Raw genomic sequence first — 21,751 nt, 5'->3', positions numbered from 1 at the left:
TGTTCACCTCCCCAGACATGGACGGCACCGCGTGCCTGCAGGTCACCGGCCCCGTCCCGGAGATCACCGCGCTCGGCCACCGACTCGACGCCGCCGCGAGGGCCGTCCAGATGGCGCAGCGCCAGGCCCTGGCCGCGGACGAATCTGACCTCCCGTTCGATGTGTTCGGCACCGTTGCGGAGACCGGCAGGCCTATGAGTCTCGCGGCGCTGCGTTACGCGATCCTGACCCGGACCGCGTTCGGGACCGAGGGTATTGAGGTGCCGGAGTCGGGGTTCCGTATCAACGTGACCGTGCCCGTGATGACGCTGCTCGGTCAGTCCGAGGCTCCGGGTGAGGTGGATGGGGCGCATCCGATCCCGCCCGCCATGGCCCGGGATCTCGTGGTGAACGCCCCGGTGTTCCACCGGGTGCTGACCGATCCCGTGGACGGTTCGTTCCTGCCGCGGGCAGCGAAGACCTATCAGGTGAGTCGGTCGATGCAGGAGTTGCTGCGGCAGATCGACCCGATCTGCGCAGTCCCCGGCTGCAGCACCATCGTCACCACCAGCGGCGAAAGTGACCACATCGAAGAATTCGACCACCAGCATCCAGACCGGGGTGGCCCCACGAGCCCCCAGAACCTCCACCGGCTCTGCTACAGCCACCACCGGCTCAAAACCCTCGGGCTCATCGACCCGATCCGCGACCCCAACACCGGAGTGACCACGTGGACTGCCCGAACCCGCGGACGCAGCCGCCCCTTGACCGAGACCACACGCAACACCGACCTCGTCACCCGCGAGCTCGGCGACCACCTGCGCGTCGCCTGGAACTCCTACCTCGAACGCGAGGAAGACGCCCACCGCCGAGCACGGGGTGAAGCGTTAGACGAAGAGAGCGAGCCAGCCGCAGACCCACCCAGCCCCGCCGCCACGCTCTACGACCCCGAGAATCCGCCCTACTGACGGTTCCTCCCGGGCGCCGCGCGCAACACCCAGTCGGCTTATTCGCCTCACATTCACCGGCGCGCCACCCGGCGCTAAGGTGTTCCTCGTGTCTGCCTCCGCACCGCCCGAGCACACGTCCGCCACCGCGTCCGAGGACCCGGCCCCGTCCGGAGCTGTATCGGACCGGACCTGGCATCTCACCTTCGCAGTCCTGCTCGCGGTCAGCGTCATCGCCTTCACCCTGTGGGCCCACGGCCAGCTGCCCGGGTCGGCACCTCGGGTGGTCCTCCTCCTCACCGTCGTGTTCGGCCTGTTCATGGCCTTCAACATCGGCGGCAACGACGTCGCCAACTCCTTCGGCACCTCTGTCGGCGCCGGCACCCTCACCATGAAGCAGGCGCTGCTGGTCGCCGCCGTCTTCGAGGTCGGCGGCGCGGTCATCGCCGGGGGCGCTGTCACCGAGACGGTCCGCAGCGGCATCGTCAACCTCGAGGTCCTCCACCTGTCCGCGCCGGACTTCGCCATCATCATGATGTCCGCGCTGCTCGGCGCCGCCATCTGGCTGCTCATCGCCACCCGCCGCGGCTGGCCCGTCTCCACCACCCACTCGATCGTCGGCGGCATCGTCGGCGGTTCCCTGTCCCTCGGATTCCTGACCGGTCAGGGCGGTCTCGAGATGGTGCAGTGGGGGAAGATCGGCCAGATCGTCAGCTCCTGGTTCCTCTCCCCGCTGCTCGGCGGGATCATCGCCTATCTCCTCTACACCGTCATCAAGCGCGGGATCCTGCGCTACGACGCGATGGCGGAGGAGAACCTCGACGCGATCGGCCGCGAACGCAAGAACGGAGCCCAGGGTCCCCGGCCCGCCTTCGAGCGCCTCGGCGAGATCCAGCACCGCACCTCCTCGGCGACCCGCGCCGACCTCATCGAAGATGAGACGCTCTCCGTCTCCGGGGACGCGAACGCGCCAGCCACCGCCGTCGACCCCACCGCGGCGCCCGCCACCAGCATGGACTCCGCTGCCGCATCCGCCGCCCTCGCGACCAGCACCCTGGATGACGAGCAGTCGGCCTCACCGACCTCCGCGACAGCCCCGGTCGACGCCGCTGCGCACCGGGCCCTCGAGCTGTGGGTGCCCCTGCTGGCTGCCCTCGGCGCGGTCGTCATCACCGCGATGATGCTGTTCAAGGGCCTGTCCAACATCGGTCTCGAGCTCGAGGCCGCGCCCGGCATCACCCTCATGGTCATGATCGCCGCGGGTGTGTGGATGGCCGTGTTCATGCTGGCCCGTACGCTGCGCCGCACCTCCCCGGCCCGCTCCACATTCTTCCTGTTCAGCTGGATGCAGGTGTTCACCGCTTGCGCCTTCGCCTTCAGCCACGGTGCCAACGACATCGCTAATGCCGTGGGACCGTTCGCCGCTGTGTTCGACGTCCTGCGCACCGGCGAGATCGCCGACGAGGCCGTGATCCCCGCGCCGCTGCTCATCGCCGCGGGCGTCGCCCTCGTCGCGGGACTGTGGTTCGTGGGTCGGCGCGTCATCACCACCGTCGGCTCCGGACTCACCCGCATCCACCCCGCCAGCGGATTCGCCGCCGAGCTGTCCGCCGCCGCCGTGGTGCTGGCCGCTTCCGTGCTGGGCCTGCCGGTCTCCTCCACACACATCCTCATCGGCGCCGTGCTGGGAGTGGGGCTCGTCAACCGAGCCGCGAACTGGAAGCTCATGAAGCCGATCGCGATGGCCTGGGTGATCACCGTGCCCGCCGCCGCGGTCATCGGCGCCCTCGGGGTGCTGGTGCTGCGGGCCGTGCTGGGGTGACACTCCCCGCGGCCGTCATCGCCCGGCGCGCAGAGGATCCAACCACGAAAGGGACTCAGATGACCGGGCGCGTGCATAGTGCAGGCGGCCGGTCATCTGAGTGCCGTTCGTGGAACGGGGGGCCGACTCGACCCCGGTCCCTCGACTTGACCCCGGCCCCTCGTCGACGCGTCACCTGAACGTCACCTGAGGGTAAACTGGCGGGGCGACGGTAGCGGGGTCCGTCCACCACCACCCTGCTGAGCAGGGTCGGCCGCCGCCGGAGGTGACCTCATGTCCGCACCCGCCCCGTCAACCGCCCCGCCCGTCCAGGGAGCCCCAGGTACCTCGAACGACATCTGGTGGCACGTCGTGTTCGGCTCACTGCTGCTGGCCGCCCTCGTGGGATTCGGCTTCTGGGCCATAGGCGAGCTGCCGGCCACGGCGCCGCTGGGCATCCTCACGGTGACCGTCCTGTTCGGCATGTTCATGGCCTTCAACATCGGCGGCAACGATGTCGCCAACTCCTTCGGCACCTCCGTCGGCGCCGGCACCCTCACCATGAAACAGGCGCTGCTGGTCGCCGCCGTGTTCGAGGTGGGTGGCGCGGTCATCGCCGGTGGTGAGGTGACCGAGACCGTGCGCAGCGGCATCGTGGACCTCGAGGCCATGCACCTGGAGCCGATGGACTTCGCGTTCATCATGATGGCCGCGCTGTTGGGCGCCGCGGTCTGGCTGCTGATCGCCACCCAGCGCGGCTGGCCGGTCTCCACCACCCACTCCATCGTCGGCGGCATCGTGGGCGGGTCGCTCGCACTCGGCTTCACCACCGGCCAGGGCGGGTGGAACGTGGTCCAGTGGGGCGAGATCGGCCAGATCGTCATCTCCTGGTTCCTGTCCCCGCTGCTCGGCGGCATCCTTGCCTATCTGCTGTTCGGCGCCATCAAACGCGGGATCCTGCGCTACAACGAGGAGGCCGACCAGCAGCTGCGGGATCTCAAGCGCCAGCGGATCGAGCACCGCGACCGCCACAAGGCCGCCTTCGAGCGGCTCGATGAGCTCCAGCAGATCGCGTACACCAACGCCATGGCGCGGGACGCCGTGGTGGTCAGCTCCGAGGACGGCTTTGACCGCGACGAGCTGGAGAGCGACTACTACCGCGAGCTCTACGAGATCCAGGACCGGCGCGACGAGGTCGATGCGCACCGCGCCCTCGAGGTGTGGGTGCCGCTGCTGGCCGCCTTCGGTGCTGTGGTCATCACCTCGATGCTGCTGTTCAAGGGTCTGTCCAACATGGGGCTGGACTTCACGCCCGTCTCCTCCGTGCTGCTGATGCTGATGATCGGCGCGGCCGTGTGGCTGGCCGTGTTCATCATCGCCAAGACCCTCAAGCGCACCGCCCTGTCGCGGTCCACCTTCCTGCTGTTCAGCTGGATGCAGGTGTTCACCGCCTGCGCCTTCGCCTTCAGCCACGGCTCCAACGACATCGCCAACGCAGTGGGACCGTTCGCCGCCGTGTTCGACGTCCTGCGCACCGAAACGATCAACGCCGAGGCGGCAGTTCCGGCACCGCTGATGCTCGCCTCCGGCATCGCGCTCGTGTGCGGGCTGTGGTTCGTGGGCCGCAAGGTCATCGCGACCGTCGGCACCGGCCTCACGTCGATGCATCCCGCCAGCGGATTCGCGGCCGAACTCTCCGCTGCGGCGGTCGTCATGACCGCCTCTGTGCTGGGCCTGCCCGTCTCCTCCACGCACATCCTCATCGGCGCGGTGCTGGGTGTCGGGCTTGTCAACCGGGCCGCGAACTGGAACCTCATGAAGCCGATCGCCATGGCTTGGGTGATCACCGTGCCCGCCGCCGCGGTTATCGGCGCTGTCGGGGTGCTGGTGCTGCGCGCCGTGCTGGGGTGACATTGCTGGCGCAGCCGGGATCCCCCGTGGTCGCGACCACTGCGAATCCGGTGCCGACCTCGCAGATGACATGATCTCTGCATGAGCATCACCGCAGCGGCCGACGGCTCCGCCCTCGGCAACCCCGGACCCGCCGGCTGGGCCTGGTACATCGACGAGGACACTTGGCGCGCCGGCGGCTGGCCCCACGGCACCAACAACATGGGCGAGCTGAAAGCCGTGCTGGACCTGCTCGAAGCCACCGCGGTCGATGCCGACCAGCACCTGCTGATCCTGTGCGATAGCCAGTACGTCATCAACTCGGTCACGAAGTGGATGCCGGGCTGGAAGCGCAAGGGCTGGCGCAAGAAGGACGGCAAGCCCGTGCTGAACCGCGAGCTGCTGCAGGCGATCGACCGGGCGCTCTCGGGCCGCAGCGTCGAGTTCGAGTGGGTCAAGGGCCACGCTGGGCACGCCATGAATGAAGCTGCGGACCGCCGTGCGCTTGCTGCCGCGACCGCGTACTCCAAGGGCCAGGACCCGCAGGTGGGGCCCGGGTATCGGGGGAGCGGAGCGGCTGGAGAGGGGCCGACGGGGGCCGCGGACGCGTCCCGCGCCGAGACCTCGCCCCGCACCATGACCGCCCCCCGCGCTGCTGCGGATGAGGCCGACGACCTGCTGTCCCTCCTCGCTGCGCCGGAGGACGACCCCGCCCCCGCCACCTGCTCGACCGCCGTGGAGGAGACGGAATGGGTGGCCGATGCCCCCGGCGCGAGCGCCCTCGAGCAGGTCACCACGCGTGAGCTCGCGCTGCTCTCCGATGCCCTGCGCGCTGACCCGCCGAGCGCCGCGGAGCTGCTGCACCCCAAGGCCACCAACATCGGAGCGAACGGCCGCGTCGCGGATCGCGAGGAGATCCTCGCGGCTCTCGCCCCCGTCCTGGGCCTGGAGGCACACGGCCTCGTGGCCGACGAGATCGCCCCCGGCGTGATCCTGCTGCGATACACCACGACCTGCCCGTCGGGCCGCAGCGAGCGCTCCTCGATCTGGGTCCGCCACCGCGGCCGCTGGCTGCTGCGCCACCACCAGGGCACGCCCGTCGGCCCCGGGCGCGTGGGAAGCACCGGGCGCGAGGGAGGCGACGCCCGATGACACGCCGCCCCACCCCCGCGAGTGCACCGAAACGTGCCGGAATCGCCACGAATCGGCGCACTCGGCGGACGCGATCGGCGTGGCGCGCGGGAGATACGGACAGGCTGCACGCCCGCTCGACGTTGCTCCTGCTCGGCGGCTGCCTCGGGATCCTCGCCCTCGCCCTGTTCACGGCGGCCTCGAGCCCCGTGGCTCTGCTGGTGATCTGGGCGGCGCTCGGCTGGTACCGGCACGGCCGCATCGGCCCGCCGCTGGTGGAATTCCCGCCCGAGGAGATCTCCGCGCAGTTGCGCGAGCGCCTGCGGCTGATCGGGCTCGAGCACGCCGCTGTGCTCGGCACCCTCGTGCTCACGGGCGTGATCACGATGCTGCGCGGCATCGAGATGACCCACCCCGCCGGGCTGCTCGGACTCTCTGCCGACCCGGGCGAGCCGCCGTGGCGCGTGCTGCTGCTCAGCGTGCTGTTCACCGGCGCGAACCTCGTGCTCACCGCGCTCACCGTGGGCGGGGACTGCACGGTCCGGCGCCCCGCCGGCAGCATGGCGCTGCTGAGCATCCTCGCGACCGCTCTGTGGGGCATCGCGCTGGCCGCGGTGCTGCTGCTCCCGGTGCTGCTGATCGACGAACCGGTGGCAGGCACGGTGCCGATCCTGCTCGCCGCCGCCGCGTTCACAATCACGCTCGCTCTGCTGCCCGCATGGGCCAGAAGCTGGACACGCGAAACCCGCACTGAGCGCGATCTGGAGCTCGAACTGCAGCGGGCGTTGAAGCACCCGTGACCCGACGCAGCCACGACACGCCGACCCAGCCTGGCGAGTGCACCGAAACGTGCCGGAATCGCCACGAATCGGTGCACTCGGCGGGCATGATCGGCGTGGCGTGTGGGGGCGCGGGGGCACGGGGCGCTGCGTCGGCCAAGGGCGCTGCGTCGGCCAAGGGCGCTGCGCGGGCACGGGGTGCTGCGACGTCGAGGGGTGATCACCCATGACCGTCTACGCCGACACCCCGCGCTGGCCCCGCTACGGCACCGTGTGGGGGCACCTCATCTCGGATACCTCCCTCGCGGAGCTGCATGAGGCCGCCGCCCGCGCGGGGCTGCCTCCGCGCGCCTTCGACCTGGACCACTACGACTGGCCCCTCGAGCGCCGCGCCGACCTCGAGGCCGCGGGCGTCACGTTCGTCGGAGACCGGGAGCTGACTCGCCTGCTGCTCGCTTCCCCCCTGCGGATCCGCGGCCGGGACCGCCCCGCGGCGCGCGCCACCCGCTCCGCTGAGCACGCTGCTGACCTGGGGCTGCACCCGGTGCCGACGGACCTCATTGTCGGGCCCTACGGTCACGTGGACCCGCTGCCGCCCCAGGACACAGCCCCGCCCGGCGCTTTCCGCCTCACCCGCGATGACCCCGCCGCGCCGCCGCGCCTCGAGCACCATGACCACGCCGGGCGCACCGCCGCGCTCGCTTTCCTCGAGCACCTGGATACCCTCTCCCGCGAGCGCGGTCAGGCGGGCTTCATCGGCCAGGTGCTCAGCGTGCCTCGGGACTCGTCGGGCCCGACGTGGGGGAGGCGGGCCGACGGGGCGTGATCGCCCGGATCTGATCGGGCACCACCCGCTCGCCCGTCGGCACCTCGCAGCCCATCAGCTCCACCCAGAACGTCGCCCCGCCGCCCGGTGTTTCCGAGACGCCGATCCGCCCCTTGTGCTGGGCCACGATCGTCGCCGCGATCGACAGCCCCAGCCCCGCGCCGCCGCCCTGCGAGGCCGAGCGGGCCCGTGAGGAATCGGTGCGGTAGAAGCGCTCGAACACCTTCTTCCGCTGGTCATCGTCGATTCCCGCACCGTGGTCGCGGATCTCGATGCGCACCTTCTCCGGGGAGGTGTAGCCCACCGCGATCTCCACCGGCGAACCCTTGGGGGTGTGGCGGTTCGCATTGCCCACCAGGTTCAGGATCACCTGCCGCAGCGAAGCCTCATCGCCGTGCACCCCGATCGCCACATGCGGCTGCACCGTCAGCGGCGTGCCCGACAGCGACACCACCATCACCTGCCGCTCCGGATCCAGGGCCCGCAGATCCTGCGCGGCGTCGAACAGCGCATCGGTCAGATCCACCGGCCGCAGCTCCAGATCCGGGTTCTCATCCAGTCGGGCGAGCCGCAGCAGGTTCTCCACTAGCGAGCCCATCCGCCGCGCCTCATCTTCGATGCGCCGCATCGCCGAGGCGACATCCTCCTCGGTGCGCAGCGCCCCCATCCGATGCAGTTCCCCGAAGCCCCGGATCGCCGCGAGCGGGGTGCGCAGCTCATGGGACGCATCGCCCACGAAGCGTCGCATCCGCGCCTCGGACCGGGTGGCGTGCTCCTCGGAGGCGGACTGCGCGGCGAAGGCCTGCTCGATCCGCAGCAGCATCTCGTTGAGGCTGAGCGCCAGGTCATGCACCTCAGCGCTCGTGTCTGTGACGGGCACGCGACGTGAGAGATCTCCTGCGGCGATCTGGCTGGCGGTCGCCTCCACATCCAGCAGCGGCTCGAGCGCCCGATGCGTCACCCAGCCGCCGAGCCCCATCCCCACGAGTACCACCAGTGTGCCGACCAGCACGATCACCAGCGCCATCTCACGCATCGTGCGATCCACGCCATCCAGCGGCAGTGCGACATAGACGCTGCCCTTCTGCGGTCCCGAGTTGAGCATCGCGACCACGCGCCAGCGGTTCTCCGCCGAATCCACCACCGTGAACGGTCGGCCCGCTCGGTCCAGGATCTGCTCATCGGACATCTGCGGGAACGGGATCGTCACAAAGCCGGGCCCGTAGTGCACCACAAGCTTCTCGATGCTGCGGCCCTGCGCATCGCGGATCTCCACCGCATACTCCACCGGCGTGCGGGGGCTGGTCTGCAGGACCTGGTCCTCATCGGCCAGCTCTGCCTGCGCCAGCGCTAGCATCTCGCCCATCCCGGCCTGCAGGCTGTTGTCCACCGACTGGATCAGGGTGCGGTTGAGCAGGAACAGCGACAAGCTGCCCGTGAGCACCGTCCCCAGCACCAGCAGCGCCGAGATCAGCGCGACGATCCGGGTCCACAGGGAGACCGGTCGCGCGCTGCGCAGGGTGGGCAGTGCCACCGCCTCAGGAGCCCTCGGCGGCGCGCAGCACGTAGCCGATGCCGCGCTTGGTGTGGATCATCGGCTCGCCCAGCACGTCCACCTTGCGCCGCAGGTAGGAGATGTAGGACTCGACGATCCCCACCTCGCCGGACCAGTCGTAGTCCCACACATGGTCGAGGATCTGCGTCTTGGAGACGACGCGGCCGGCATTGAGCATGAGGTAGCGCAGGAGCTTGAACTCGGTGGGGGACAGCTCGATGTTCACATCCCCCCGATGCACCTCATGCGAATCCTCATCCAGCCGCAGATCGCCCACCACGAGCGCGGAGTCTCCGGTGGCCTCCTGTCCGCCGTGGGTGCGGCGCAGCACCGCGCGGATCCGCGCCACGACCTCCTCGAGGCTGAAGGGCTTGGTGACGTAGTCATCGCCGCCGACGGTCAGACCCGCCACCTTGTCCTGTGTCTCGTCCTTGGCGGTGAGGAACAGGATGGGGTACTGCTCGCCGCGGTCGCGCAGGCGGCGTGTGACGGTGAAACCGTCCATGTCCGGGAGCATCACATCGAGGACGACGAGGTCCGGTTGCTGCTCGGTGGCCTGCTTGATCGCCTCATTGCCGGTGGCTGCGGTGAACACCTCGAACCCGGCGAAGCGCAGGGAGGTGGCCAGCAGGTCGCGGATGTTCGGTTCGTCGTCGACGACGAGGAGACGGGCCTCGTAGTCCTGGGTGCTCTCGGTGCTCATGGCACCACCGTCCTCTGCTTGGATGGGAATCGGCTGAACGTCACCTGGATGCGCGTGACGGCTGGGGGAGTGCTCAGCGGATGGTGCGCTGAATCTTCTCCTGCTGCTTGCGCAGCTTGCGGATGGTCCAGCTCATCTGCACCATCCGCACCGAGCCCACGAGCGCCATGACCAGCGCGCCCGCGATCGCCGCCAGCAGCATCGCCACCCCGAGCGGAAGATCGAACTGGGCGCCGAAGTACTCGAAGTTCGCTGTGACGTTGTTCTGGATCACGAAGATCAGCAGCAGGATGAGGATGATCGCGCCCAGGATCAGGCCGATCCACATCCCCGCGGTGCGGCCACCGCTGGCGGGCACCTCGGAGACGGGCTCATGGCGCTCATCGCGCGCACGGTCCTCGCGCGCACGGTCCGACGGGCGCTCGTCCCGCGCACGGTCCGACGGGCGGTCATCGCGCGGACGGTCATCACCCCGCGGGCGCTCCTCACGCGGAGGATCAGCGGGCCGGGTGCGGTCATCGGAAGAGGTCATCGCGCGCTCCTGAGGTGCGAGGGGGACGCCGCCGACGCGGCCGGGATGCTGGGGCCACTGTAGTGCGGGCCGGGCAGCAGGTCAGCGAGCGGGGCCGTTCGAGCCCGCCTCCAGGTCCTCCGCATCCACGATCGAGTACGCGTACCCCTGCTCGGCGAGGAAGCGCTGGCGGTGGGCGGCGAAGTCCTGATCCTGGGTGTCGCGCATGACCACCGTGTAGAAGTGGGCGCCGCGCCCATCGGCCTTGGGACGCAGCAGACGCCCCAGCCGCTGCGCCTCCTCCTGGCGCGAGCCGAACGTCCCGGAGACCTGCACCGCCACCGACGCCTCCGGCAGATCGATCGAGAAGTTCGCGACCTTCGAGACCACCAGGCGCGTGATCGTCCCGGCACGGAACGCCGCGAACAGCTCCTGACGGCGCCTCACCGGGGTCTTGCCCGTGATGAGGTCTGCGCCCAGGCGCTCGGCGATCTCCTCCAGCTGATCGAGGTACTGGCCGATCACGAGCAGCGGCTCCCCGGCATGCCGGGCCGCGATGCGCTCCACCACGTGGATCTTCGCCCCATGCGCAGCGCCCAGGCGCGCCCGATCGCTCGGCTCAGCCATCGCGTAGGCCATCCGATCAGCGGCCGGCAGATCCACCCGCACCTCGGTGCACGCCGCGGGGGCGATGTATCCCTGCGCCTCGAGGTCCTTCCACGGCGCGTCATACCGTTTGGGGCCGATCAGGGAGAACACCTCACCTTCCCGGCCGTCCTCCCGCACCAGCGTGGCGGTCAGCCCCAGGCGCCGACGGGCCTGCAGGTCCGCGGTCATGCGGAACACCGGGGCGGGCAGCAGATGCACCTCGTCGTAGATGATCAGCCCCCAGTCCCGGGCACTGATCAGCTCCAGGTGCGGGTGGACGCCGCGGCGCTTCATCGTCAGCACCTGGTAGGTCGCGATCGTCACCGGCCGCAGCTCCTTGCGGTCCCCCGAGTACTCGCCGATCTCCGCCTCCGTCAGCGAGGTGCGCGCCAGCAGCTCATCGCGCCACTGCCGGGCGGAGACCGTCGAGGTGGCGAGGATCAGGGTGGTGCGCCCGAGTGCCGCCATCGCGCCGGCGCCGACGAGGGTCTTGCCAGCCCCGCAGGGGAGGACCACCACGCCGGAGCCGCCGTGGGTGAAGCCGTCCACGGCCTCGCGCTGATAGGGCCGCAGCTGCCAGTCCTGCTCATCCAGCGTGATCGGGTGCGCAGCGCCATCGACGTACCCGGCCAGGTCCTCCACGGGCCGCGAGAGCTTCAACAGCGCCTGCTTCAGGGCGCCCCGCTGCGACGGTGCCACCCGCACCCGCCGCGCATCCAGGCGTGCGCCGAGCAGCTCGGCGACCTTCCGTGCCCGCCGCACCTCCTCGAGGTCCGCCGGCTCGGCGGCCTCCAGCACGAGGCCCTCGCGCGGGGTGGACACCAGACGCAGCCGACCGTAGCGCGCCATCGTCTCGGCCACATCCAGCAGCAAGGCATGCGGCACCGGGTAGCGGGAATGATCCACGAGCGCCGCGACCACGGTCTCCGCGTCATACCCTGCAGCCCGGGCATTCCACAGCCCCAGATCCGTGATCCGGTAGGTGTGCACATGCTCCGGGGCTCGCTCCAGCTCCGCGAAGGCCGCGATCGCCAGGCGCGCCGCATGGGCGCGCGGATGATCCACCTCCAGCAGCAGCGACTTATCGCTCTGGACGATCAGGGGGCCGTCGGACATCAGATCAGGCCGCCGCGAGGTCCGGCAGCTCCCGGCCCTGCAGACGCTCGTACAGCCCCAGCATCAGCAGCATCCCGAAGGGCACCACCACCAGGGCCCCGATCAACGTCATCGAGGCAACGGACATCGCCACGGAGTAGATGAGATACCCCAGGAGCGTGATCCCCAGGTTCTGCTTCACCAGGGTGAAGGACTCCTTCAGCGCCGCACCCACGGAGGCGCCGCGCAGCGCGGCGGGGATCGCGTAGAAGGTCAGCACCGCCGCGATGATGCCCGGCAGGTACAGCAGGATCGACCCCAGGACCACCAGCAGCGTCACCACCAGACTGGTGGCGATCACCCGCCCGGGGCCCGCGAGGCCCTGCCGGATGGTGGGCCTGTGGCCATCGGCCAGGACGGCGGACACGCGGGCCGCCCCGGACATCCACAGCATCGACACCAGACTCGAGAGCACAATCATCACCAGGGACCCCAGGAGGATGACGACCACCTCAACGGCGCCGGGCTCGCCGCCCCCGGAGCTCTCGACCATGGCGATGACCACCGCCATCAGCGCGACGAACGACCCGCCGATCACCAGGAACAGCAGGACCATGTGCACTACGGCGGGCACCAGGAACGCGGCGGCGCCGCGCAGCAGACCCCGGCCGGTGAAGCGCAGGGCCGCGCCGAGATCAGCGCTCAGATCGGTGCCCGGGGCGGGGCCGGGCTGCGGCGGCGCCGCGGGCTGCGAATGCGGGGCGGGGACGTGCGGTCCAGCAGGTGAGGTCACGGAGGCTCCAGGGGTCGCGGACATAGCCGTCCCTCAGCGTACGGGCGTGCGCGGCAATCGAAGGCACGCCCGGGCCAGGTGTGACACAGCCTGCCTAGGATGGCACCGACGGACCGGCCCGGACCCCGCGCCGGCACGAGACCCCCACGACGAGGAGAAACCATGGCCACCTTCGCTCCCTCCCCCGCCGATGCGGCGGACATCGGCGTCACCGGTATGGCGGTGATGGGCTCGAACCTCGCCCGCAACCTGGCGCGCAACGGCTTCAAGGTCGCGATCCACAACCGTTCCGTGGGCAAGACCGAGCACGTCATCGACACCTACGGCTCCGAGGGCGAGTTCTTCCCGTCCGAGTCGATCGCCGACTTCGTGGCCTCCCTGCAGAAGCCTCGCGTGGCGATCATCATGGTCAAGGCCGGTGCCGCGACCGACGCCGTGATCGACGAGCTCGCCTCCCACATGGAGACCGGCGACATCATCGTCGACGCCGGCAACGCGCTGTTCACCGACACCCGTCGGCGGGAGGCCGCGCTCAAGGAGAAGGGCCTGCACTTCGTGGGCACCGGTGTCTCCGGCGGTGAGGAGGGAGCCCTGAACGGCCCCTCGATCATGCCCGGCGGCACGAAGGAGTCCTACGACCGCCTGGGCCCCATGTTCGAGAAGATCTCCGCGCACGTCAACGGCGAGCCGTGCTGCACCCATGTGGGAGCCGACGGGGCCGGGCACTTCGTGAAGATGGTGCACAACGGCATCGAATACGCCGACATGCAGGTGATCTCCGAGGCCTACGACCTCATGCGCAAGGCGCTGAACATGGAGGCCGCCGAGATCGGCAAGGTCTTCGAGGAGTGGAACCGCGGGGACCTGGAGTCCTTCCTCATCGAGATCACCGGTGAGGTGCTCGCCCACGTCGATGAGTCCACCGGCCATCCGCTGGTGGACGTGATCCTGGACCAGGCCGCCCAGAAGGGCACCGGCGCCTGGACTGTGCAGACCGCCCTGGACCTGGGGGTTCCGGTGACCGGCATCGCCGAGGCCACCTTCGCCCGCTCCACCTCCGGTGCCGCCCAGGAGCGCGCCGCCGGCCGCGAGGTCCTGCCCGGTCACGCCGAGGACGTGCCCGTCGAGGACCGCGAGCAGTTCATCGACGACCTGCAGAAGGCGCTGTACGCCGCGAAGCTGGTCTCCTACTCGCAGGGTTTCGAGGAGATCGCCAAGGGCGCCCGGGAGTACGACTGGGACATCACCCTGGGGGACATGGCGAAGATCTGGCGCGGCGGCTGCATCATCCGGGCGAAGTTCCTGGACCGCATCACCGAGGCCTACGAGCGCAACACCGAGCTGCCGCTGCTGCTGGCCGATGAGTACTTCACCCGCGAGATCTCCGCGTGCATCCCCGCGTGGCGCCGCGTGGTGGCCTACGCCGCTCGCGCCGGGTTCCCCGCCCCGGTGTTCGCCTCCACCCTCGCGTACTACGACGCGATCCGGGCTGAGCGTCTGCCCGCCGCCCTGGTCCAGGCGCAGCGTGACTTCTTCGGTGCCCACACCTACAAGCGCGTGGACCGCGACGGCAGCTACCACGTGGAGTGGACCGGGGACCGCACCGAGGTGCGCACCGACGCCGACGCCGATAAGAGCGGCGTGACCCACGGCGCCGTGGATCGGGAGGCCGGGGAGGAGACCCAGGCCGCCTCGACCGAGAGCTGATCACCCCACGCAGAAGGCCCCGGACCAGGAGGTCCGGGGCCTTCGCGCTGCGGTGCTGTGCGCAGGGGTGGATCAGTAGGTGGTCGTCGTGCCGATCAGCACGCCGACGAACACGACGTACAGAATGATGCCGAGGATCGTGAGGACCCACATGATCGCGAAGGCGATCCAGGCCCACTTGGTGAACTTCTTGGCGGTCTCCGGCTCGGTATCGGCCTTCAGGTAGCCGAGTAGGCCAAGCACACCCGGGATCGCGCCGCCGCAGAGGAAGCCGACGATCGTCGCAATGAGCGCATTCTTCTTGATGGCTTCGACGTCGAAGCCGGAGTTCGGAACAGTCATGGTCTTCCCCTCGTGGTCCTGTGGTCAGATCATCCGCCGGCGCGGATGCCGACGGCGTTCGTCCAGGACGGAGCGTTCAGTGACCGTTCCTGGCGGCTGAAATTGTAGCCCGAAATTCGCTGCGCTGAGCAAAGGGGCCACTCAGCGCGTTCATCCCAAAGTCACGCGATGCACCAGGACGCTCAGCTCCGTGCCATCGGCCTGCCGGGCTCGCAGCCGTCCGCCCTCCAGGGACAGCGGCACCACCTGGTGCGTCTCGATGCCGCCGCGACCATCCACCACGCCCAGGCGCAGCTCGCGGCCCTCCGCAATCGCCTCCAGCAGCCGGTCGGTGAGGGACTTCTCCTGCTCACCGGCATCGGCTGCACGGATGCGGGCCACCGCCTCCGCAGCCGGGATCCGCAGCTCCGGGCCCTCCACAGTGACCAGGTCCGGTTCCACCGGGCCGCCGCGCAGAGAATGCGTGAGGGCCTCGGGAGCGGGCGCGCCGTCGGGCCCGACGGCCTGCGGGGCGAGGCCCGCCTCCCGCGCCACCTGCAGAGCGAACCCCGGATCGGTGAGAGTGACCGCGACCGTAGGGGCCAGGCGTCGCAGCTGCAGGGCCGTGGCCTCCGGGGATGCCTGCAGCAGATCCAGCACCTCCGCCTCGGCCGTCAGCACGGTGGAGGCGCGCCCCACCCGAATCCGGCCGTGACGGCGCTGCTCATCGCGCAGCAGATATGTCAGGGCCTGCGGGATGGGGGAGCGGGAGGCCTTCTCCAGTAGGGCCAGCAGCGCATCGGCGTCCCGACCCTCACCGATCGCGCGGCGCACCGCGGCGGGGGTAAAACGCAGGGTCAGTGCACCACCGCGGGAGATGACCTCCGTCCAGTCCAGCAGCACCAGCAGCTCCGGGGCGGGCCGACCCGGCACCACCGCGGTGAGATCCGCATCCAGCAGCACCTCGGTGACCGGCGGCGGTGCGAGCTGCAGCAGGCACGCCGCGAGGCGCTCATGGGCCGTCGGGGCGGGCTCCTCGAGCACCGCCACGAGCTCCTGCCCGAGCGCCGTGAGGGCCCCGTCCTCGATCACGCCGAGCACCCGGCCCTCGGTCAGCAGCGCCGCGGTCTCCTCCCGGATCACCTCGGCGGGCACCCGCGGGAACGCCCAGGCGAGGCTGCGGGCGAGCGACTCCTCGGTCGCGCTGAGAGACGGGGTGGTCTGCAGGGCGCGCAGCAGGGCGCCGCGGCGCGTGCGCACGCCTTCACGGCGGGTCTGATCCGACAGCAGCGGCCGCGGCGCCCCCGTCGGATCCGCGGTGCCCGCGAGGGAAGCCACATGGTGGCCGCGTGCCCAGGCCAGCACCAGTTCCGCCCAGCGCTGCTCGGCGGGCAGCAGCGCATGCTCGTCCCAGTCGCGCGTGGGATGCCACTCCTGCCCGTCATGGCCGATCAGCCCCGCCTGCCAGGCGGCCTGCAGGATTGTGGCGAGCGTCGAGACGGGGGTGCCCGCCCGCTCGGCGAGGCGCCGCAGATCCCGCTGCGGCAGGCCGCCGCGGCGCAGCACCCCCGGCGGGTCATCGTCGAAGGAGCGCACGGTCGCGGCCAGACGCAGCGCCTCGAAGGCCAGCTCGACCGCCTGCGCAGTGCGGGACCCCGGCACCGTCTCGATGAGTGCCTCTCCCTCCGGCAGGGGCCGACGAGCATGGTGGGCGGCGTGGACCCGGCCACCGCGCAACGCCAGCTGCACAGGGCGGGGAATCCGCAGCTGACCGTCGTCCCCGGCGACCACGATGCCGCGGGCGATGAGCTGGGTGGCGAGCTTCCCGCTGCCCGCCACCGCGGAAGGCCCCCAGGCGAGGGTCTCCAGGACGGAGCTGAGATCCTCGCGGGAGCGCTCGATGATCTGCGCGGCCTCTTCCGGGGCCGGATCGGCGGGATCCGGGGCGGCGAGCCCCGCCGGGGTGCGCAGCCCCTCGCGCAGCGGCCGGATCAGGTGCAGCTCATCCTCGCCCCACACCAGTGCGAGGGTGATCACGCGCTCGAGCGCCCCGGTGATCTCCTCGGGACCGGCGCCGACGGCGGCGGCCAACTGCGCGGGGGAGGAGCCATCGGGGATCACCGCGAGCGCCTCGATGAGATGCAGCTCCGGCAGGGTGAGGGCGTCCAGGGCCCGTCGGGCCGAGGTGGGGCCGGCGGCGCGAGCGGCGAGCGGTCCCACTCCCCGCGGTGGTGGCGAGGCGAGGTCCGGCCGGGCGACGAGCAGCGCCTCAAGGCGATCGTCGCCGAACCGTCGCAGGGAGTCCGCGAGGGACCGGATCACAGCCGTCATGGTGCGTTCCAGCATAAGGTGAGCCCCTGCGAGAAGGCCGGGGACGCGCATCCCGGTACGCGCCCCCATAGCCCAATCGGCAGAGGCGACCGACTTAAAATCGGCACAGTCCGGGTTCGAGTCCCGGTGGGGGCACCGCGGTGGGCCGACGGGCGCGGCGGCGAGGGAGCCGGCGCGCTGGCGGGATCGGCCACAATGGGGCCATGACCCCCCAGCAGACCATCCCTGATCAGCCCGACCAGCTCGTCGACCGCCTCGATGGCGTGCTCGAGCGCATCGACGCCGCGGCCCGCCGGGTGGGCCGCGACCCGCAGGAGATCACGCTGCTGCTGGCCACGAAGCTGCGCACCCCCGCCCAGATCGCCGAGGTAATCGAACTGCTGCGGCAGCGCGAGCGCCGCATCGCGGTGGGGGAGAACCGCGCCCAGGAGATCGCCAAGCATGCCGACCCGCTGCTCGCGGACAACGGCGTGCCCCGGCACTTCATCGGCCGCCTGCAGACCAACAAAGCCCGGGACGTGGTGGCCTTCGCGCAGATGGTCCACAGCGTGGATCGGCCCGATATCGCCGATGCCCTCGAGCGCCGCGCCCAGATGGCCGAGAAGACCCTCGAGGTGCTCGTGCAGGTCAACACCTCCGGGGAGGAGTCCAAGGGCGGATTCGCCCCCGAGCTCGAGGCGGTCACCGGCATCCTGGAGCGGCTGCGGGAATCGCCCGTGCTGCGGCCCGTCGGCCTCATGACCATCGGCGCGAACACCACTGACCTCGAGGTCGTGCGGGCCTCCCTGCGGTCCCTGCGTGAGCTGCGCGATGCCGCGCGGGCGGCCACCGGCATCGACGGACTCACCGAGCTGTCGATGGGCATGAGTGGCGACCTCGAGATCGCGGTCGAGGAGGGCGCGACCATCGTGCGCGTGGGCTCGGCGATCTTCGGTCCGCGGCCCTGAGGGAGCAGGTCACCGTTCGCTCACGGCACAGCGTGCGCCCAGGCGGCACGGCGGGCCCCTCGGTACAGTGGACCTGTCTGATCGGTGCATGCCCTAGCTAAGGAGCCCCATGGCACGCCACAACATCGTCTTTGGCCGCGACCAGTCCGTGCAGTCCGGCGCGCAGTACCGTGCGCCCCAGTTTGGCCAGTCCCCGCAGGGTGGGCCCGGCACGCAGTGGTCCTCGGACTTCGGTCAGCAGGCGAGCACTGAGAACCTCGAAGCGATGTATGCGCGGCCTGCCGCGAGCGGCTACGACACCGGCCGTATGACTCTGCGGGATGCTCTCAACGCGATCACCGCGTCCCTGGGCTTGGTCATCGTGATCGGCGGTGGCATCACCCTGCTGCCCCACGCCTTCGGCCTGGTCGCCGGGGAGGAGGGGCAGGCCCTCGGTGCCGGGATCGGCATGCTGGCCCTGGTGGTCGGTCTCCTCGGCGCCCTTGTCGTGGGGCTGGTCAATGCCTTCCGGCGCAAGCCCTCCGCGATCCTGACCCTGCTGTATGCCGGGTTCGAGGGCCTGCTTCTGGGCGGCCTCTCCGCCGGCATGGAGATCATCTACCCGGGTATCGCCTTGCAGGCTGTCACCGGCACCCTCATCGTGGCCGGCACCGTCCTGGTGCTGTTCCGGGTGGGCGTGCTGCGCACCTCCCCGCGCCTGAACAAGATCTTCTTCGTCGCGATGATCGCCTATCTGCTCTTCGGCCTGGTGAACATCGTGCTTCTGATCGCCACCGGGCAGAGCCTGCGCGACGGCATGCTGGGCCTGGCGATCGGCGGCCTCGCCGTGGCGATGGCCTCCTACTCCCTCGTCATGGACTTCGAGGACATCCAGAATGCGGCCGCCGCCGGGGTGCCGCGGCCCTACGCCTGGCGCGTGGCCTTCGGTGTCACCGTGACCATGGTCTGGATGTACGTCGAGGTTCTGCGCATCCTCGCGATCCTGCGCGGCGACTGATCATCCCGTCTCCTGACCATCCCGCTGCCCGGTGATGGTCAGGAGACGCCGGTCAGCGAATCGTAGGCGTCCTCGATCGCCTTCTCATGGGACGCGATCCCCACCGCGGTGTCCGCGCCGAACATGCTCGGTCCCTCCGGGGTGTCCACCACAACCACCATGAGATCCACGGCCTGGATCTTCTCCAGCTTCGAAGACTCCCAATTCAGACGCGCCGTGGTGCGGTAGCCGGACATGCCGGAGATCGTCACCGGCTCGGTGACCTTGTCATCCAGGGAGCGCCCCGACGTGCTCTCCCAGAGATACGAGGTGCGGAACAGGCAGTCCACGATCCGCTCCGAGGCTGCCTCCGCCCCCGGATACTCCACCCCCGGCTGCCACTCGACCGCCCCGACCCAGACCGTCGAGACCCACGTCCCCTCCGCGGCCGCATTGACCCCCTGGGCGTCGTTGAGGAACGGCACGCCCGGGGGCAGGTCACGCCCGTCGTAGGTGGCCGGCGGGATGAACTGCAAGCCGCCGCCGCGCAGCATCCCCGAGGGGTTCGTGGAGGTGCGCTCGGTGCGGGGGGAGGACCAGCAGCGCTCCTCCTCGGCCGGCGGGGGCGCAGTCTCGCTCGACGAGGGCTCGTCCTCGGATGGGCTCTCCGCGATCGAGGAGGTCTCCGGGGAGGTGGGGCCACCCGCACCGCCCTGTCCCCCGCCGCGCAGCACGAGGTACACCACGGTGCCGCCGACGATCAGCAGGAACACCAGCGCGAAAGCGAGCCCGCCCACCAGCAGCGCCCCGCCCCCGGGCCGCTGCGGAGGCTGCTGTTGCGTGGTCGGGCTGAACTGCGGTGAGGTATGCACGGTGTCTCCTAGTGCGGAATGGATCGCGGCTCAGGCCACGACGGTGAGGCTCGCGATGATGTCCTCGAGGTTCTGAACGTGATCGGGCTGGTCGGCAGCGACATCGCTGGCCACAGCACTGGGCCCGGCGGGGGTCTCCACCACGATCGCGGTGACGATCGAGGCGGAGGTGGTCTCGAGCATCTCCGGGTCTTCGAAATGGTACGTGGCCTGGACGATCCAGGCCGCGTGACCATCGACCGTCATGGGTTCCGAGCGGTAGTCGGTGACCTCAGGGGACTGCCCGAAGTGGGAGACCACGCCCGCTGTGGTGGCGTAGCACTGGAAGATCGCGACCGACGCCGCCTCCAGCCCCGGATAGCCGCCCTCATCCTCCGGGAACTCCACCGCCCCGAGGCTCACCACGCTGTACCAGCCGTCCTCGAGGTGACGCGCCTCCGCCCCGATCTGGGTCATGTACGGCAGCGAATGGGCGAACCAGTCGGACCCCCACTGGCTCGGCATCGTGTACTCCAGGTTCCCGCCGCGCACCTGATCGGGGCCCGAGGGCGGCTGCGCATCCGTGTACCCGGGCACCGTGCACGCGGTGGTGGGCTTCTGCGTGAAGATCGGCGGGGGCGGGGCGATGTCCGGGTCGTTCGGATCCGGGACGTACTCCGACTGCCCTGAGGCGGTGCGCGGTGCGGTGTCGTAGGTCTTCTCGGGCCCGTCGGCCAGCACGGGCCGGAACACCGTCTGCGAGAGCACCAGGGCCACCACGCCCAGCACCACGAGAGCCCCGATGATCACCGCGAGCATGGTGGTGCGGGTGCGGCCGCGCGCCCGCTCCGACGGTTCGCCGAGGGTCGCGGGCCCGGTGCTCGCGGCGCTACGCGCTGACAGATCTGGCAGTCCCTCGTCCTGCTGCGACTCCTGGCCCATCATCGCCTCCCCACGGTGCCGTGCTCCCCGCCCGATTCTCGCACGAGGTGGCGTCGCAGGCATGATCGGTACACTCCGGGCCACCAGGCGCCCCGCAGGGCGGCGCCGCCGACCGTTCGCCGAAAGGTGGAGACCGTATGCGTCCGCCCCTCGTCCTGACCATCGCCGACTCCCAGTCCGACGGCGCGGCCGGGATCCAGGCCGACCTCAAGACCTTCACGGCACTGGGGGTCTACGGCGCCTCCGCGGTCAGCATGATCACGGCGGTCAGCACGCGGGGCGTGCGCGAGAGCCGTCCCCTGCCCGGCCCGCTGCTGCGCACCCAGATCGACGCCGTCGCCGAGGATCTGTGGATCGACGCGACCAAGATCGGTGCCCTGGGCAGCGCCGAGAACGTCGACGCCCTTGCGCAGGCGCTCACCGCCCACCGCTCGCGCCTGGGCCGCATCGTGCTGGATCCGGTGATGGTCGCGGCCGACGGGACCGCGCTCATCACCGCCGAGGGCGCCCGCGCGATCGGCGAGCAGCTGCTGCAGATGGTGGACGTCCTCACGCTCACCATGGCCGAGGCCGCGCAGCTGCTGGGCGAGGCCGTCGCCCCCTCGATCGAGCAGATGCGTGAGCATGCGCTCGCGCTGCAGGCCCGCGGCCCCGCCACCGTGCTGATCACCGGCGGTTTGCTGGAGGGCGAGGACGTGGTGGATGTGCTGGTCCACCCCGGCGGCACCGACCTGCTGCGGGCACAGCGCGTGCCCGGCCGACGCGTCCGCGGCGCCGGGACGACCCTGTCGGCCGCGATCGCCGCGCAGCTGGCCCGCATCGCGGAATTCGACCGCGCCGGGGAGCTTGAGGAGATCGGCGAACCCGGCACCGACGACGACATGATCACGATCATCGCCTCCGCCCGCGAATTCCTCGCCTCCGCCACGGAGAACGCCCGCGACTGGCAGATCTCCCGCAGCGCCGACGGTCACGGCCCCGTGAACCACCTGATCACGCTCGACAACGCCGACTGAGC

General features: G+C 70.5%; 19 protein-coding genes and 1 tRNA gene. 11 read left to right on the top strand and 9 right to left on the bottom strand.

Features of this window, described 5'->3' with window-relative positions; genetic code table 11:
• The 6 genes from MU407_RS07635 to MU407_RS07610 all read left to right on the top strand — a co-directional run.
• Positions 1-947 (top strand): HNH endonuclease signature motif containing protein (locus MU407_RS07635; RefSeq protein WP_246956546.1); only part of this gene is annotated, 947 nt, incomplete at its 5' end.
• Positions 948-1,035: 88 nt separating this feature from the next.
• Positions 1,036-2,748: an inorganic phosphate transporter gene (locus MU407_RS07630; protein WP_246956544.1), complete on the top strand. Its 1,713-nt coding sequence runs from the start codon at positions 1,036-1,038 to the stop codon at positions 2,746-2,748.
• A gap of 273 nt (positions 2,749-3,021) precedes the next feature.
• Positions 3,022-4,638, top strand: coding sequence for an inorganic phosphate transporter (locus MU407_RS07625; RefSeq protein WP_246956542.1), 1,617 nt, complete (start codon positions 3,022-3,024; stop codon positions 4,636-4,638).
• A gap of 81 nt (positions 4,639-4,719) precedes the next feature.
• A complete protein-coding gene (locus MU407_RS07620; protein WP_246956540.1) occupies positions 4,720-5,769 on the top strand; it encodes a ribonuclease HI family protein in 1,050 nt (349 codons plus the stop codon).
• Entirely contained in the window at positions 5,766-6,548 is a 783-nt protein-coding gene (locus tag MU407_RS07615; protein ID WP_246956537.1) for a hypothetical protein, read from the top strand. The genes MU407_RS07620 and MU407_RS07615 overlap by 4 nt, the downstream gene beginning before the upstream one ends.
• A gap of 205 nt (positions 6,549-6,753) precedes the next feature.
• Positions 6,754-7,353: a DUF4031 domain-containing protein gene (locus tag MU407_RS07610; RefSeq protein WP_246956535.1), complete on the top strand. Its 600-nt coding sequence runs from the start codon at positions 6,754-6,756 to the stop codon at positions 7,351-7,353.
• On the opposite strand, the gene MU407_RS07605 is transcribed toward MU407_RS07610, so the two are convergent.
• The 5 genes from MU407_RS07605 to MU407_RS07585 form a co-directional block, all read right to left on the bottom strand.
• Entirely contained in the window at positions 7,295-8,887 is a 1,593-nt protein-coding gene (locus MU407_RS07605) for a HAMP domain-containing sensor histidine kinase (RefSeq protein ID WP_102236142.1), read from the bottom strand. The two genes, MU407_RS07610 and MU407_RS07605, sit on opposite strands and share 59 nt — an antisense overlap.
• A gap of 4 nt (positions 8,888-8,891) precedes the next feature.
• Complete coding sequence (locus tag MU407_RS07600; RefSeq protein WP_102236141.1) at positions 8,892-9,611, bottom strand: response regulator transcription factor; 720 nt, start codon at positions 9,609-9,611, stop codon at positions 8,892-8,894.
• Between the two features lie 73 nt (positions 9,612-9,684).
• On the bottom strand, positions 9,685-10,143 hold the full coding sequence (locus tag MU407_RS07595) for a lipopolysaccharide assembly protein LapA domain-containing protein (RefSeq protein WP_246956533.1): 459 nt from the start codon (positions 10,141-10,143) through the stop codon (positions 9,685-9,687).
• Positions 10,144-10,224: 81 nt separating this feature from the next.
• The gene (locus MU407_RS07590) at positions 10,225-11,886 is read right to left on the bottom strand and encodes a DNA repair helicase XPB (RefSeq protein WP_246956531.1); all 1,662 of its coding nucleotides are present in this window, start codon (positions 11,884-11,886) and stop codon (positions 10,225-10,227) included.
• A gap of 4 nt (positions 11,887-11,890) precedes the next feature.
• Positions 11,891-12,658, bottom strand: coding sequence for a hypothetical protein (locus tag MU407_RS07585; protein WP_146007727.1), 768 nt, complete (start codon positions 12,656-12,658; stop codon positions 11,891-11,893).
• 162 nt (positions 12,659-12,820) lie between these two features.
• Between MU407_RS07585 and gndA the strand changes: the two genes are divergently transcribed.
• Positions 12,821-14,365 (top strand): NADP-dependent phosphogluconate dehydrogenase, encoded by a 1,545-nt coding sequence (gene gndA / locus MU407_RS07580; protein WP_246956529.1) that lies wholly within the window; start codon positions 12,821-12,823, stop codon positions 14,363-14,365.
• Positions 14,366-14,437: 72 nt separating this feature from the next.
• Here gndA and MU407_RS07575 read toward each other — a convergent pair whose 3' ends face one another.
• A complete protein-coding gene (locus MU407_RS07575) occupies positions 14,438-14,707 on the bottom strand; it encodes a hypothetical protein (RefSeq protein ID WP_102236136.1) in 270 nt (89 codons plus the stop codon).
• A 150-nt stretch (positions 14,708-14,857) separates the two neighbouring features.
• Positions 14,858-17,017 (bottom strand): helicase-associated domain-containing protein, encoded by a 2,160-nt coding sequence (locus MU407_RS07570; RefSeq protein WP_246956527.1) that lies wholly within the window; start codon positions 17,015-17,017, stop codon positions 14,858-14,860.
• Positions 17,018-17,078: 61 nt separating this feature from the next.
• Between MU407_RS07570 and MU407_RS07565 the strand changes: the two genes are divergently transcribed.
• The 3 genes from MU407_RS07565 to MU407_RS07555 all read left to right on the top strand — a co-directional run bounded on the left by MU407_RS07565 (position 17,079) and on the right by MU407_RS07555 (position 18,961).
• Positions 17,079-17,152 (top strand) — tRNA-Leu (locus MU407_RS07565).
• Positions 17,153-17,220: 68 nt separating this feature from the next.
• Positions 17,221-17,964, top strand: a complete 744-nt coding sequence (locus MU407_RS07560; RefSeq protein ID WP_246956525.1) for a YggS family pyridoxal phosphate-dependent enzyme — start codon at positions 17,221-17,223, stop codon at positions 17,962-17,964.
• A gap of 109 nt (positions 17,965-18,073) precedes the next feature.
• Positions 18,074-18,961: a Bax inhibitor-1/YccA family protein gene (locus MU407_RS07555; RefSeq protein WP_102236132.1), complete on the top strand. Its 888-nt coding sequence runs from the start codon at positions 18,074-18,076 to the stop codon at positions 18,959-18,961.
• A 38-nt stretch (positions 18,962-18,999) separates the two neighbouring features.
• Here the strand turns inward: MU407_RS07555 and MU407_RS07550 are convergent, their stop codons facing one another.
• Positions 19,000-19,812 carry a hypothetical protein gene (locus MU407_RS07550; protein ID WP_102236131.1) on the bottom strand — a complete coding sequence of 271 codons (813 nt, stop codon included), beginning with the start codon at positions 19,810-19,812 and terminating at the stop codon, positions 19,000-19,002.
• A 30-nt stretch (positions 19,813-19,842) separates the two neighbouring features.
• A complete protein-coding gene (locus MU407_RS07545) occupies positions 19,843-20,736 on the bottom strand; it encodes a hypothetical protein (RefSeq protein WP_233190727.1) in 894 nt (297 codons plus the stop codon).
• A gap of 134 nt (positions 20,737-20,870) precedes the next feature.
• Between MU407_RS07545 and MU407_RS07540 the strand changes: the two genes are divergently transcribed.
• Positions 20,871-21,749 carry a hydroxymethylpyrimidine/phosphomethylpyrimidine kinase gene (locus tag MU407_RS07540; protein WP_102236130.1) on the top strand — a complete coding sequence of 293 codons (879 nt, stop codon included), beginning with the start codon at positions 20,871-20,873 and terminating at the stop codon, positions 21,747-21,749.
• The last annotated feature ends 2 nt before the right edge of the window (positions 21,750-21,751 follow it).

This window comes from Brachybacterium sp. Marseille-Q7125 (assembly GCF_023062615.1).
In the GTDB taxonomy this organism is placed as follows: domain Bacteria; phylum Actinomycetota; class Actinomycetes; order Actinomycetales; family Dermabacteraceae; genus Brachybacterium.
Note: the sequence above shows the minus strand (reverse complement) of the source record. Positions and strands in the feature narration are given on the sequence as shown.

Bases quoted from the DNA above. Each gene is read 5' to 3' on its own strand.
- MU407_RS07625 (WP_246956542.1), top strand. From the start codon at position 3,022: ATGTCCGCACCCGCCCCGTCAACCGCCCCGCCCGTCCAGGGAGCCCCA.
- MU407_RS07620 (WP_246956540.1), top strand. From the start codon at position 4,720: ATGAGCATCACCGCAGCGGCCGACGGCTCCGCCCTCGGCAACCCCGGA.
- MU407_RS07615 (WP_246956537.1), top strand. From the start codon at position 5,766: ATGACACGCCGCCCCACCCCCGCGAGTGCACCGAAACGTGCCGGAATC.
- MU407_RS07610 (WP_246956535.1), top strand. From the start codon at position 6,754: ATGACCGTCTACGCCGACACCCCGCGCTGGCCCCGCTACGGCACCGTG.
- MU407_RS07600 (WP_102236141.1), bottom strand. From the start codon at position 9,611: ATGAGCACCGAGAGCACCCAGGACTACGAGGCCCGTCTCCTCGTCGTC.
- MU407_RS07595 (WP_246956533.1), bottom strand. From the start codon at position 10,143: ATGACCTCTTCCGATGACCGCACCCGGCCCGCTGATCCTCCGCGTGAG.
- MU407_RS07590 (WP_246956531.1), bottom strand. From the start codon at position 11,886: ATGTCCGACGGCCCCCTGATCGTCCAGAGCGATAAGTCGCTGCTGCTG.
- gndA (WP_246956529.1), top strand. From the start codon at position 12,821: ATGGCCACCTTCGCTCCCTCCCCCGCCGATGCGGCGGACATCGGCGTC.
- MU407_RS07575 (WP_102236136.1), bottom strand. From the start codon at position 14,707: ATGACTGTTCCGAACTCCGGCTTCGACGTCGAAGCCATCAAGAAGAAT.
- MU407_RS07570 (WP_246956527.1), bottom strand. From the start codon at position 17,017: ATGACGGCTGTGATCCGGTCCCTCGCGGACTCCCTGCGACGGTTCGGC.
- MU407_RS07560 (WP_246956525.1), top strand. From the start codon at position 17,221: ATGACCCCCCAGCAGACCATCCCTGATCAGCCCGACCAGCTCGTCGAC.
- MU407_RS07555 (WP_102236132.1), top strand. From the start codon at position 18,074: ATGGCACGCCACAACATCGTCTTTGGCCGCGACCAGTCCGTGCAGTCC.
- MU407_RS07545 (WP_233190727.1), bottom strand. From the start codon at position 20,736: ATGATGGGCCAGGAGTCGCAGCAGGACGAGGGACTGCCAGATCTGTCA.
- MU407_RS07540 (WP_102236130.1), top strand. From the start codon at position 20,871: ATGCGTCCGCCCCTCGTCCTGACCATCGCCGACTCCCAGTCCGACGGC.